Origin of the sequence: Chlorogloeopsis sp. ULAP01 (assembly GCF_030381805.1) — a bacterium.
Taxonomy (GTDB): domain Bacteria; phylum Cyanobacteriota; class Cyanobacteriia; order Cyanobacteriales; family Nostocaceae; genus Chlorogloeopsis.
The window spans coordinates 107,491-121,348 of sequence record NZ_JAUDRH010000006.1; the positions used below are offsets into that span (position 1 = coordinate 107,491).

The window sequence follows — 13,858 nt, forward strand, 5'->3', positions numbered from 1 at the left end:
AGAATCAATACCAATTTCCTAAAAATCATAAATTTCCATTTTCTCCAATTTTCCTAGCTGCCAAATACTCATAAAACTGCCAACGTGCATCAACGTCAGCTTGCGCTGCTTGCAATAAGTGCTTGGCAAGTTCAGGTTTGCTCTTAGCTAGCATTTTGAAGCGGTTTTCTTGATACATTGACTCTTGTACTGGTTGCTTTGGCGATGTCTGACGACAAGCCGCTTCGCGTCTACGCATATCTAATTGCAAAGGATTTTTACCCTGTTTTTGCAACTCAGGATTATATCGATATAGCAACCAGCGTCCTGATTCTACCAATGCCTTTTGGTTACTCATAGCCGTTGTCATGTTGATGCCGTGAGCGATGCAATGGCTATAGGCAATAATTAACGATGGGCCGTCGTAAGCTTCGGCTTCTAAAAATGCTTTCAAAGTCTGGTCATCTCGTGCGCCTAATGCTACACTCGCTACGTAAATATTACCGTAGCTCATAGCGATTAGTCCTAAGTCTTTTTTGGCAGCAGGTTTACCACTAGCGGCAAATTTAGCGATCGCTGCCCGTGGAGTTGATTTGGAAGCTTGACCACCAGTATTAGAATAAACTTCGGTATCCATCACCAAGACGTTGACGTTACGACCACTAGCAAGCACATGATCTAGTCCGCCAAAGTCAATATCATACGCCCAACCGTCACCACCGACAATCCAAACACTCTTTTTAACAAGATAATCAGCTAAAGATTTTAAAGATTTTAGTTTTCTTATTTTCTTTGCGTCTTTGTGTCCCCGCGTCCCCGCGTCTTCTTCTACTATAATTTCATCTACACGTTGTTTAAGAAGGGCAATTTGTTCGCGTTGTGCATAGATATCTGCTTCGGTTTTTTGTACAGCATTAAGAATAGACTGAACTAAGTTATTGCCAACCTCACTACTCAATTCCTGCAAAAGTTCAGCAGCGTATTCAGCTTGTTTGTCCAAAGATAGGCGAAAACCAAAGCCAAATTCAGCATTATCTTCAAATAAACTATTAGACCATGCCGGGCCTCTACCTTGAGCATTCTTTGTCCACGGAGTTGTAGGCAAGTTTCCACCGTAAATAGAAGAGCAGCCTGTGGCATTGGCAATTACCGCGCGATCGCCAAATAGTTGTGTCAGCAATTTTAAATAAGGTGTTTCACCACAACCAGCACAAGCACCAGAAAACTCAAACAATGGCTCTTGCAGTTGTTGTTGACGAATTTGGTTTAGTTTTAGTTGTCTTCGATCAGGATTTGGTAAATTCAAAAAGAAATTCCAGTTTTCCCGTTCTTGCTCCCGCAAAGGCAACTGGGGTTTCATATTAATCGCCTTTGTTTGTGTTACTCTATCCCAATCCCCCTGTTCCCTGTTGTTTCTAACTGGACAAATATCAACGCAGACACCACACCCCGTGCAGTCTTCTGATGCTACTTGAATAGTAAATTTCTGCCCGGCAAAGTCTTTATCTTTGGCATTGGTTGACTTGAAATTGACAGGAGCATTCGCCAGCCAATTTGGTGGATAAACTTTACTACGAATCGCCGCGTGGGGACAAACCATGACACACTTACTGCACTGTACGCAGATATCTGGTTCCCAAACAGGTATTTCCTGGGCAACATTGCGTTTTTCCCACTGAGAAGTTCCAGTAGGATAAGTCCCGTCAGCAGGGAAGGCACTCACAGGTAATTCATCACCTTGCCACGCCATGATTTTACCCAAAACTTCGCGGATGAATTGTGGCGCAGAAGAGGACGCGGGGAGGTTATGACGCGGTGACGCGGGGAAAGAAGAGGACACGGGGAGGTTGTGACGCGGTGACGCGGGGAAAGAAGAGGACGCGGGGAGGTTATGACGCGGTGACGCGGGGAAAGAAGAGGACACGGGGAGGTTGTGACGCGGTGACGTGGGGAAAGTTTTTGATAGATTCTCTGCGTCTTCTCCCCATTTCCTCCTTTCCTCTTCTGTGATATCTACTTTATGTAAATTAGTAAGGGTGTTGTCTACCGCTTGCAAATTCATACGGACGACTTCTGCGCCTTTTTTACCGTAAGTTTTTTCAATAGTTTGTTTAATTTTAGCGATCGCTTCTTCCTCTGGCAGCACTCCAGCAAGAGTAAAGAAGCAGACTTGCATAATTGTATTAATTCTTCTGCCCATGCCACTTTCACGGGCAACTTTATTAGCATTGATAACGTAAAATTTTAATTTTTTTTCTATAATCTGTTTTTGTACTTCGGCTGGGAGGTACTTCCAAACAGTATCGGCATCGTAGGGACTATTTAACAGGAATATTGCACCAGGCACGGCTGCCTTGAAGACATCAACGCGTTCTATGAATGTCCATTGATGACAACCGATAAAGTTCGCTTGCTCAATTAAATAGGTAGAGCGAATTGGCTGAGAGCCGAAACGAAGGTGAGAAACAGTCATCGAACCAGATTTCTTGGAATCGTAGACAAAGTAACCCTGGGCGTAATTGTCCGTTTCTTCACCGATAATCTTGATGGAATTTTTGTTTGCGCCCACTGTGCCATCGGAACCCAACCCGTAGAACATGGCTCTAACGACGTGATCGGGTTCCGTTGAGAAGTTTAAGTCGAAACTCAAGGAAGTATGGCTTAAGTCGTCATTAATACCAATGGTAAAATGGTTTTTTGGCTTTTCTTGTGCCAGGTGATTGAAAATAGCCCGCACCATTGCCGGGGTAAATTCTTTAGAAGAAAGACCATAACGACCACCGATAATTATAGGGGAGGTTCTTCTGCCACTGCCCCGCTCTGCACGAATCTCGCTCCACATTTCATGAATAGCTGTCACTACATCCAGGTACAATGGTTCTCCAGCGCTACCGGGTTCTTTAGTGCGATCAAGAACAGCGATCGCCTTGGTAGTATCGGGCAAAGCTTCGACAAATTTTTGGGCATCAAAAGGACGATAAAGTCGAACTTTAAGAACACCAACCTTTTCGCCATGGGCATTGAGGTAATCTACGGTTTCATGTAGCGTTTCGCAGCCCGAACCCATGAGAACAATTACGCGATCGGCATCCTTTGCCCCATGATATTCATAGATTTGGTAATGCCGTCCGGTGGATTTTCCAAATTGATCCATAACCTGCTGGACAATTTCCGGGCAGGCATCATAAAAAGGGTTAACTCGTTCCCGCCCTTGGAAGTAAACATCAGGGTTTTGAGCAGTTCCCCGCAACACAGGGTGATCGGGGCTTAAAGCGCGAGAGCGATGAGCAAGTACTAATTCTTCATCAATAAGCGATCGCATCTCGCTATCTTTCAGTAGTTGGACTTTTTGAATTTCGTGGGAAGTACGAAAGCCATCAAAAAAGTGCATAAATGGCACTCGTGCTTTGAGAGTCGCAGCTTGAGCAATTAGCGCAAAATCGTGAGCTTCTTGTACTGAAGCAGAACACAATAGAGCAAAGCCAGTCGCACGGGCTGCCATAACATCGCTGTGATCGCCGAAAATCGACAAAGCATGAGTAGCCAGGGAGCGCGCTGCAACATGAAGAACAAAACTAGTCAATTCGCCAGCAATTTTGTACAGGTTAGGAATCATCAACAATAATCCTTGTGATGAAGTGAAGGTTGTTGTCAGAGAACCTGTTTGCAACGCTCCATGCACGGCAGCTGCGGCTCCACCTTCACTCTGCATCTCAATTACACTTGGAACTGTACCCCATAAATTGGGATTTTCTTCTGCTGCCCAAGTATCTGTCCATTCACCCATTGCAGAAGAAGGGGTGATCGGGTAGATGGCTACAACTTCACTCACGCGATAAGCAACACGGGCTACAGCTTCATTTCCATCGATAGTTGCAAAGGTTCTGTTCATACATTAATACTCCTGACAGCTTGCCCCAAATACCGCGATCGCTACATTACTAATTAGTAATTCAAGGCATAAATAATTAGAATCCTTAGTGCTGAGACGCTTGATATTTTTCTAGCTTTGCCTTTTATTTCTATTCAGCCACTTGGTGTTAAAGGCACAATTAAAAAGGTAGTATCAAGAACATAGCTACTAAAAAGCTAAACTCATAGATAAGCTATTATTTGTTCAATAGCCTTTAATTCGGAGTTATATTTGTACCATCGTGGTATTTTTTATCTACCTTCTTTAATAGGATAATTAGCAATAACTAGAAATTAGAAATCTGGTATGTAGCGTCTTAACCATAAGCATAAGTAGAAATTAATATTGAGAAATTGTAATTGTTTTGGTACAATTACAATTCACAGGCTATTTGGGTCTCAAGAAAATTATCTCATCCTCCAACCTGCTTTAATTAATAACTATTAACAGTGTACTCAAACTCTAAAAGTACTGCTAAATAGAGATTTCAGAGTTTTTAATATTTTTTGGGGGTATAGGTGCGGGATATGCTAACTGCTGTACATTTTCCAGTTCTCTAGATACTAAGATGTTTCGTATAGTGAAACTTCAAAAATTCTGAGTACTTAGATATATATTGAAAATAAATCTTAAGTTTATAGATTATATAAAAGTAGTTTAACACACAGTTTTAATGTGATGCTTTCCAATATAAACATCATTAAAATATTGAATTAAGTATTAAATAGAACTAATTTGAAAATGAGATTCCCGACTTCTTTGAGAAGTCGGGAATCTCTATGTTTTTAAAGTGCTGTTACCTTTATCACTGTCCTGTATTTTCTCAAAGTTTTTAACTTTCTTGTACGCCTATGCAATAGCCCGGAGGCGAAGCCTCCAAACTCTCGTACGCTACGAGAATTAGAGCATTCTGGTTCTTGTTGAAACCCTCCCGCAGTGATGGCTGCCCTACAGTTTAAGGTTTAGTTGATAAATCATTTCTAAGACTTTTAATATTGAATAGCTAAAATATTCCCTTTTGGGAGCAGCTAAAGTTTATGATGAGAAGATAGATAATTATACTTTAGAAAATAAATATATTCCCTTGAGCACCTTAGTGTTATTTGCTTCACAAAACTACCAATGAAAAACAACAACAAAACAAATCCTCTATCAGATATAAATAATTTAGATAAAATTAAGGTTCCACCAGTTTCTCAGAAAACAGGAGTTATACCAAGGTCAATTGGTAGGACTCTGAATAGAATCATTGCTGACTTTTCTCCACAAGCAGAAGAACAATTTATCAAAAATTTTCAATTTTCTAGAAATCGAAGCAGAATTGCTTTGAGATTTTTACTCATGCTTGTGATTGTACCGCTTTTAACTCAGGAATATTCTAAGCAATTTTTATTCAGTCCTGTCGTGGAGAGAGTCAGAGGTGAAAACACACCTGAAATTTTTCTTAATTCTGAGATGGAAGAAGAAGCTCTGCGAGAGTTGAAGCTTTTTGAAGAACAACTGACTTTTGAACAGTTAATCCGCAAATCTCCCCCTCTGTCTCCAGAAATTAGAGAAGAAAAACTTAAGGATAAAGCGAATGAAATAGTACAAGTATACCGGAGAAAAAGTAATGTTGCTATCAGTAATATTTTTGCTGATATTCTCTCACTAATTGCTTTCGCATTAGTAGTAGTTACTAACAAAGAAGCCATTGAAGTTGTCAAATCATTTATAGACGAAATTATCTATGGTCTAAGTGATAGTGCAAAGGCTTTCTTAATTATTTTATTTACAGATATATTTGTAGGGTTTCACTCACCCCACGGCTGGGAGATTATTTTAGAAGGATTGGCAGAACATCTTGGTTTGCCAGCAAATAGGGAAGCAATATCTTTATTTATCGCTACATTTCCTGTGATTTTAGACACTATATTTAAATACTGGATTTTCCGCTATCTCAGTCGGCTATCACCTTCTGCATTAGCTACATTAAAAGAAATGGACGAGTAATAATTGCTTATGCGTGCCATGCTTTTAGAAGCACCGCATCAACCTCTGCGGCTAGTCGATTTGCCTGTACCAAAACCCAATCCAGAGCAGGTGTTGATTCGCATTCATGCTTGTGCTGTGTGTCGTACAGATTTGCATATTGTAGACGGAGAACTGACACACCCAAAACTACCCCTAATACCTGGACATCAAATTGTCGGTACTGTGAAGGCGGTAGGAGAACAAGTAAAAAATTTTAACGTAGGCAAACGTGTTGGTGTTCCTTGGTTAGGTCATACTTGCGATCGCTGCCGCTACTGTCTTTCTCATCGTGAGAATCTTTGCGACTATGCCGAATTCACAGGTTATAACCTCGATGGCGGCTATGCTGAGTACACCGTTGCTGACTATCGCTATTGCTTTGAAATTCCAGCAGGCTATCCTGATATGCAGGCTGCACCTTTGTTGTGTGGTGGATTGATTGGCTATCGTGCCTACAGAATGACTGGTGATGCTGAAAAAATTGGCTTTTATGGCTTTGGTTCATCTGCCCACATTTTAATTCAACTGGCGCGTTATCAAGAGCGTCAAGTCTTTGCCTTTACTCGTTCTGGCGATACTCAAGGACAAGAATTTGCCCGTCAATTAGGTGCAACTTGGGCAGGTGATTCTGACGAACTGCCTCCAGAACCATTAGATGCGGCGATTATTTTTGCGCCAGTTGGGAAATTAGTACCTACAGCGTTGCGTGCAGTTGCTAAAGGTGGTGTGGTGGTTTGTGCTGGCATTCACATGAGTGATATTCCCTCTTTTCCCTATGAAATTTTATGGGAGGAAAGAGTGTTGCGCTCTGTTGCTAATTTAACTCGACAAGATGGAGAAGAATTTTTGACATTAGCCCCTCAAGTTCCCATTCGTACAGAGGTAAATCTCTTTGGGTTAAGTGAAGCTAATGAGGCTTTAGATGCTCTACGTAGTGGCAAAATTGAAGGTTCAGCAGTGTTGTTTATTTAGGATTTAAGAAGCCAGATGGCAGGAGGCACAGAGAAGTTGGAGCCTCCTTGTGGAGGAGCAACGCTTTCGGAGGAAGCCTCCGCTCCAAACTTCACAGAGGCAGAAGAGAAGTTAAGTAGGGGAGGCAAAAAGCGGAGTGGATGTTCCTCCCGCTTTATTGCCGTTGTGTTACGGCTATGCAAGGATTTGAGAGTTTAAGAGAATAAGAACTAGCCGTAACGAACCGCAATCTGGTAGTGCGTTAAAGCAGCGCGAAAATCTTGTGGGATGGGCTTCTAGCCTGTCCTCGTAGCGGGCTTCTAGCCCGCACCACAAAACAATTTATTCCATCATTTTAGTCGTGTCACGCCACTACAATTCAAGGTTTACTTTACAAATAATCTAGCTAAGAAGATGGCAAAGGCAGAAGTACATAAAAAGTACTACCTTGTCCTATGGTACTCTCAGCCCAGATTCTACCATTATGCTGTTGGACAATATTGCGGCAAATTGCCAGTCCTAAGCCTGTTCCGCCTTTTTTACGAGAGTCAGATGCATCTACCTGTTGAAACCGCTCGAAGATGGTTTGGAGTTTATCTTCAGGAATTCCTCGTCCTTGATCACGCACAGTAATGAGTAGGGAGTTAGACGCGCAGACAGAAGACGCAGAGAAGGGGAGACGCAAAGACGTGGAGAGAGGATTCCCAGTGTCCCCCAGTCTCCGTTTCCCCGTCTCCTCTTCTCCTATAACTTCTGCGCCAATCCAAACTGTGTCGCCTGTTTCAGAAAACTTGATGGCGTTGCTGATTAAGTTTGTCAGAGTTTGTAGTAGGCGATCGCTATCTGCCCAAAGTTCTACATTTAGAGGATTGACAATTAGCTGTACTTGCGAGTTATCTGCCATTGCCTGCATGGCTTCAGTTGCCTGAACCATTATATCAGCGGCATTGCACTTCACCTTGTGCATAACAATTTTGCTAGATTTCATCCGTTCTAAGTCGAGAATATCGTTGACTAGACGGATCAGGCGTTCGGTATTGCTGATGGCAATGCTGAGAACTTTTTGTGCTTGTTCGCTCATTGTTCCCAGCTTGCCTGCGCCTAAGATATCTAATGCTCCCATAATTGAGGTTAAAGGTGTACGCAATTCATGGCTAACCAAAGAAATAAACTCGTTTTCCAGGCGCTTACGTTCGGTGATGTCATTAGCAATCAACAAGGTACACTGCACATTAGCTATATCAATAAATTCTATAGATAGCAGTATAGTTTTTAACTCTCCTGTCTTGGTACGAAATTCAACTTCCTGGTTGTGTAATGATCCTGTTTCCTGGAACTTTTGAATGATATGAGCGAGGGTTTGGGAAGAAGATGGCAAGTCTAGTTCTGTAGCAGTATGCCCAATTACTTCTTCCAGAGAATAGCCGCAAAATCTTAAAAAGCTGGGATTAACATCAATAAACTGTCCTTCCTCTAATGTGGCGATCGCGATGGGATTGGGGCTAGAGCGAAAGGCTTTAGTAAACCGCTCTTCTGCTAATTGACGAGAGTGAATTTCCTGTTGCAGTTGCTCATTTTGTGTTTGGAGTTGTTTCTGCAATCTCCGAATCGTCAAATGGTTTTCGATTCTGGCTAAAACTTCCTCTACTTGAAATGGTTTGGTGACATAGTCTACTCCACCGACTGCAAAGCCTTTCACCTTATCCAGCACATCCCCTAAAGCGCTGATAAAAATGACGGGAATTTCACGGGTGCGCTCATTTGCTTTCAAGTGTTCGCAGACTTCATAACCATTCATCTCCGGCATATTAATGTCGAGCAAAATTAAATCCGGAGGTGCTGCTGTCGCTCCCCGCAATCCTGTTGAACCTTTAGTCACGCTGCGAACTTTGTACCCCTGCTCCGTCAACATTGCAGATAAGAGGTTCAAATTTTCCGGAGTATCATCAATCACCAAGATATCTGCTCTGGGTGTGCTAACTGACTGACTGGGCATTGCAATATTTTGTTTGCGTCAGAACTGGCAACTAAATATAGAGATTGTAGCTTGAGTTGATCGTAACTATTTGCCGTACAGAGACGAAAAAATTTTTTCATCATCTCCTCTAGTTCTCCCCGATTGTTTCTTATTCTGCAAATTATCGACTACCTCCAGTACAAGTCACAGTCATCTTTCAGGGAGGGTTCTCAAGGTGAAGTGCAAAAACTCAGTTATTATCTACTTTCTTCGGCGTTGCTCTTGTCAAAACAACATTGATATCAGCACCATCTTTACAACCTTGTGTTCAGCCGCACACTAACTTTCTATCTGGAAGTAAAGCGAATTCTGTGGTAGTCGAGGGTATGCCAAATATAAAAAAATCTGTTTACAAGCAATTAGGTAACACCTTGATTCGAGAATCTGCAAATAAATTGCTTATCCCAGAAGCACCATACCCATCCACACCAATGAAGGTTAGAAATTTACAATTTCTAGGGATTCCACAACGACGTGAAGCGGGGTAATGAGTAAAAGGCAGAGGGCAAATGGCAGTAGGCAGAAGGAAGGCTACTGATTAATTTTGAATTGGAATGCGATCGCCAGACTCTTTTATGAATCAGCAAAATACTATATTATTAGCTGTTTTAAATCATACAATCTGGAAATAGCAATAAAAGACCCCGATAGTAATCTACCGGGGGAGGAGGTTTTCGCAATTCGCTAAAGGACGGCATGTATTAACAAAATTACCCGTTTTCAATGGAATATGTTGCCAGAATGGCAGATTTCTTTGATGTTTCAGATTTTGTATTTCCGCTCTCCATCAAGAAATATAGGACTAGTATTTGATTTTTGAATACAAATGCGATCGCGTCTTTAATTAAATTCCATCTATGAGTCACCTAAATCCCCAACCCATCTCTAATATTTTGCACGATCACATCTGGTGGTGCGGAAATATCTATGTATAAGCTATCAGCAGGCTCTTCAAGAGTATCTAGCTGACTTTTAAGGAGATTTGCGGGCATAAAGTGATTTGTACGCTCTTGCAGACGTTTTTGTATCAACTCAAAAGAACCTTTGAGGTACACGAGCTTGATGCGTTCATCGCCAATTAAAAAATATTGGCGGTAGCTAGCTTTGAGTGCCGAACAAGCTAATACAACATTTTGATTTTCTTCTAACCATTTTTTGATAGCTGTTTGTATGTCTTGTAGCCAAGGTAAGCGATCAGCATCATCTAGAGGAATACTACGCTGCATTTTTTCGATATTTTCAGGCGAATGAAAATTATCAGCATCGTAAAAATCCCATTGCAAAATATCCGCTAATAATTTTCCAATGGTGGTTTTTCCAGAACCGGCAACACCCATGACTAAAATTATCATTGCTAATTTATGCGATCGCAAATTTTTTAGCTTGCTAGGCTTGTGCATCCCAACATCTATTTAAGCTGATATGTGAGCATATTGTCTTTGCAAAAGTTTCAGCATGGGTGACGAACTTCTACAACAAACCACCTCAGACGATAAGTTGCGCTCGCTCTTTTGCTAAGTAATCAAGTCCTAGAGTAACTGATATCACTCTTAAGTTAAGTAAGACTACAGACATAAAAAATGCGATCGCCACACTAAATATTTATGCCATTGAGTAACGAGGAGATATCAGCCTGCTCTCAGTTATTGACAGTTAACTTGCTGCAACCTGATTCCAATTTAAATATGGCAAGTTTGCTGCTGTTGCTCGAATTTGATCGGCATGAGCCACCAACTGTCCGCAAGCATCCCAAGTACCGGAAACAAACATATTTTTGGCACCTTCGCTCATAAAAATAGGAGCAGAAAACTCGCTACATTGCACCTGCATAGCTTCTAAGTTAACTGTCATGGGTGCTTGAGGATGAGCAGCCAAAATATCTTGCAGTTGTTTAACAGTATTTGCATCCGCACTCACGCAGGGAATTCCCATTGCCACACAGTTACCAAAAAAGATTTCTGCAAAGCTTTCACCGACAAGTGCTTGAATTCCCCATTTAGCGATCGCCTGGGGTGCGTGTTCCCGCGAAGAACCACAGCCAAAGTTACGATTGACAACCAAAATCTTTGCCCCTTGATACTGCACTTGATCAAAGGGATGTTGCCCACCTAGTGCAACGCGATCGTCAGCAAAAGCGTGTTCGCCCAAGCCATCAAAAGTGACACAGCGCAAAAAACGAGCAGGAATAATGCGATCGGTATCAATGTCATTGCCGACTAAAGGAATACCGCACCCGGAAATTGTTTTAACTTCACTTACCATAATATTCTTTTAGGGATTAGGGGCTAGGGACTAGGGGCTAGGGACTAGGAACTAGGGGCTAGGGACTAGGAATAAAGAGATCCTAATACCCAATCCCTAATCACCATTACCCAATACCCAATCACCTTTACAACAACTCACGCACATCAATTACTTCACCTTTAACTGCTGCTGCCGCAACCATTGCCGGACTCATCAGTAAAGTGCGGCCGGAGGCTGAACCTTGTCTACCTTTAAAATTACGATTAGAGGAAGAAGCACTTAGTTGACGTCCCTCTAATTTGTCGGGGTTCATGGCAAGACACATTGAGCATCCCGGTTCACGCCACTCAAATCCTGCGGCGGTAAAGATTTTGTCTAATCCTTCGGCTTGTGCTTGCTGTTTCACTCGTTCGGAGCCAGGAACTACGAAGGCTTTTACTCCTTGGGCAACATGACGTCCTTTGGCAACTTTGGCAGCTTCGCGCAAATCGCTAATTCGTCCGTTGGTACAACTGCCAATGAAGCAGACATCGACTTTAGTGCCACAAATTGGCTTACCAGGAGCAAGATCCATATAGCTGTAAGCTTCTTCAGCAATTTGGCGATCGTCTGGAGGTAGTTGTTCGGGAACAGGTATAGACTGGTTAATACCAATGCCTTGTCCGGGGGTGATGCCCCAAGTGACGGTAGGAGGAATGTCGGCAGCGTCGAAAACTACCACATCATCGTACTCGGCATCGGCATCACTTTTGATGGACTCCCACCAAGCAACTGCTTGCTCCCAATCTTTACCTTTGGGGGCAAAGTCTCTACCTTTGAGGTATTCGTAGGTAACGTGATCGGGGTTGATATAACCGCAACGAGCACCGCCTTCAATGGACATATTGCAGACAGTCATCCGCTCTTCCATATTCATTTGCTCAAAGGTAGTGCCTGCATATTCGTAGGCGTATCCCACACCACCTTTGACGCCAAGAGTACGGATGATATGCAGGATCACGTCTTTGGCATAGACACCAGGTTTGAGAGTGCCGTTGACTTCAATTTTGCGAACTTTGAGTTTAGAGAGGGCAAGGGTTTGGGAAGCAAGAACATCCCTGACTTGACTGGTACCGATACCAAAGGCGATCGCTCCAAATGCTCCATGAGTTGAAGTATGACTATCACCACAGGCGATCGTCATTCCCGGTTGGGTAAGTCCTTGCTCTGGTGCAATCACATGGACAATTCCCTGACTGCCAGAGCCAATATTGTAGAAAGTAATACCGTTTTCTTGACAGTTGCGCTCTAGCGCTTGCATCATTTCCTCTGCCAGAATATCAACAAACGGACGTGCTTGATTGGTTGTCGGCACAATATGATCTACTGTGGCGATCGTCCGCTCTGGAAAAAGTACTTTTAAGCCTCGTTCCCGTAACATAGCAAAGGCTTGGGGACTGGTAACTTCATGAATCAGGTGTAGCCCAATCAATAGTTGCGTCTGTCCCGAAGGAAGTGTACCAACTGTATGTAAGTCCCAAACTTTATCAAAAAGTGTACCTTTGCTCATATTGAAATTCGTTTTTAGCCGTAGCATCTTTAGATAGTATCAAAAAAGTGAATTACCCACTGCCAAGCTTTATCAGCTATGAAAGGGGTTTCTTTTTACCCCTCCTCTAACAGAAGGGCTAATCTGCGAGAAACTTTGGAATAGGAATATTTATTTTGAATCTCCTTATTTACCACAGTAGACAAAGCTGCTTAAGTATGTCCAATATATTTTTGTCTTCTCATTAATATTTAAAAGATATTAATTTCACATTGTATCTTTCCCCGGCTCCGCCTGATGAACATGAGGCGGAGCCTGCCAGTTTTCATCACCATGCAGAGTATGTCCTTAAGACAGCAACAGTGCCGAGAATAATATTAGGATTGAGAGATTACGAAACCTTCTATACCATAAAATGACAATTTCTGTAGTTTACTTGACGACAGTTTAATAAAAAATAGCCTAGACTAGGAGTATAAGTAATAAGCCTCCCATTAAAAAATTAGGGAGAGCTTGAATATGCGAGGAGGTAAATCCTATGCAAAAAGTTCTGGGATCAACAGAATTAGAATATGCTTTTCTTTTTACTTTAAGAAAGGTAAATTCTATCAATCCAGAAGGTTTCAAACCATTTTTTGACAATCTACCTGTCGATCCTTACATTCAAGGTAAATATCGCTATAGAAGATTATCGCGTTTTATAGTTTCCGGAGATAGTGTAATTAAATTGCCTCATGGATATCTCTTTCAAAGTAAAGACTATAATCCTTTGGTGGGTGATATCAAAAGAGAGTTTGCAGAATTAGATAATGTGCTTATAGAACAGGATATATTTAGAAACATGATCCTAGCATTTAGTGATTCTTGTAAACTACATCCAGAGGCAGAAATAGGAGTACATCAAATTAGAACTACTTGCTCGCCGGATAATTTTGGTAATCCAGCACCTGAAGGTATTCATAGAGACGGCACTGATTTTATCGGTATCTTCTCTGTTGATAGACACAACATTCAAGGTGGAGAAACACATTTATACACTACTAAAAAAGAGAAGCCTGTATTTAGCAAAATTTTGAATCCAGGTGAACTTCTTCTCATCAACGACCATGAATTTTTCCACTTTACCACTCCTGTTAAACCAATTGCTGAAGGTGTAGGTACAAGAGATGTTTTTGTACTAACTTCACCAAGCTTGCTTTCAGATTAAGTAGTA

At 41.9% G+C, this 13,858-nt stretch carries 10 protein-coding genes; 5 read left to right on the top strand and 5 right to left on the bottom strand.

What is annotated here, in order from left to right; genetic code table 11:
- Nucleotides 1-25 precede the first annotated feature (25 nt).
- Nucleotides 26-3,871 (bottom strand): pyruvate:ferredoxin (flavodoxin) oxidoreductase, encoded by a 3,846-nt coding sequence (gene nifJ / locus QUB80_RS13255; RefSeq protein WP_289789978.1) that lies wholly within the window; start codon nucleotides 3,869-3,871, stop codon nucleotides 26-28.
- 1,143 nt (nucleotides 3,872-5,014) lie between these two features.
- On the opposite strand from nifJ, the gene QUB80_RS13260 reads away from it, so the two are divergent.
- The 3 genes from QUB80_RS13260 to QUB80_RS13270 are packed head-to-tail and all read left to right on the top strand — an operon-like array spanning nucleotide 5,015 to nucleotide 7,075.
- Nucleotides 5,015-5,884 carry a CemA family protein gene (locus tag QUB80_RS13260; RefSeq protein ID WP_289789979.1) on the top strand — a complete coding sequence of 290 codons (870 nt, stop codon included), beginning with the start codon at nucleotides 5,015-5,017 and terminating at the stop codon, nucleotides 5,882-5,884.
- 9 nt (nucleotides 5,885-5,893) lie between these two features.
- The gene (locus QUB80_RS13265; RefSeq protein WP_289789980.1) at nucleotides 5,894-6,877 is read left to right on the top strand and encodes a zinc-dependent alcohol dehydrogenase family protein; all 984 of its coding nucleotides are present in this window, start codon (nucleotides 5,894-5,896) and stop codon (nucleotides 6,875-6,877) included.
- A 15-nt stretch (nucleotides 6,878-6,892) separates the two neighbouring features.
- Nucleotides 6,893-7,075, top strand: a complete 183-nt coding sequence (locus QUB80_RS13270) for a hypothetical protein (protein ID WP_289789981.1) — start codon at nucleotides 6,893-6,895, stop codon at nucleotides 7,073-7,075.
- A 187-nt stretch (nucleotides 7,076-7,262) separates the two neighbouring features.
- On the opposite strand, the gene QUB80_RS13275 is transcribed toward QUB80_RS13270, so the two are convergent.
- On the bottom strand, nucleotides 7,263-8,852 hold the full coding sequence (locus QUB80_RS13275; RefSeq protein WP_289789982.1) for a hybrid sensor histidine kinase/response regulator: 1,590 nt from the start codon (nucleotides 8,850-8,852) through the stop codon (nucleotides 7,263-7,265).
- Nucleotides 8,853-9,199: 347 nt separating this feature from the next.
- Here QUB80_RS13275 and QUB80_RS13280 point away from each other — a divergent pair, with 347 nt between their 5' ends.
- Nucleotides 9,200-9,361: a hypothetical protein gene (locus QUB80_RS13280; RefSeq protein ID WP_289789983.1), complete on the top strand. Its 162-nt coding sequence runs from the start codon at nucleotides 9,200-9,202 to the stop codon at nucleotides 9,359-9,361.
- Nucleotides 9,362-9,739: 378 nt separating this feature from the next.
- On the opposite strand, the gene QUB80_RS13285 is transcribed toward QUB80_RS13280, so the two are convergent.
- The 3 genes from QUB80_RS13285 to leuC form a co-directional block, all read right to left on the bottom strand.
- Nucleotides 9,740-10,225, bottom strand: a complete 486-nt coding sequence (locus QUB80_RS13285) for a gluconokinase (protein ID WP_289790267.1) — start codon at nucleotides 10,223-10,225, stop codon at nucleotides 9,740-9,742.
- 301 nt (nucleotides 10,226-10,526) lie between these two features.
- A complete protein-coding gene (gene leuD / locus QUB80_RS13290) occupies nucleotides 10,527-11,135 on the bottom strand; it encodes a 3-isopropylmalate dehydratase small subunit (RefSeq protein ID WP_289789984.1) in 609 nt (202 codons plus the stop codon).
- Between the two features lie 127 nt (nucleotides 11,136-11,262).
- Entirely contained in the window at nucleotides 11,263-12,666 is a 1,404-nt protein-coding gene (leuC, locus tag QUB80_RS13295) for a 3-isopropylmalate dehydratase large subunit (protein WP_289789985.1), read from the bottom strand.
- A 517-nt stretch (nucleotides 12,667-13,183) separates the two neighbouring features.
- On the opposite strand from leuC, the gene QUB80_RS13300 reads away from it, so the two are divergent.
- Complete coding sequence (locus QUB80_RS13300; protein ID WP_289789986.1) at nucleotides 13,184-13,852, top strand: 2OG-Fe dioxygenase family protein; 669 nt, start codon at nucleotides 13,184-13,186, stop codon at nucleotides 13,850-13,852.
- Nucleotides 13,853-13,858 lie beyond the last annotated feature (6 nt).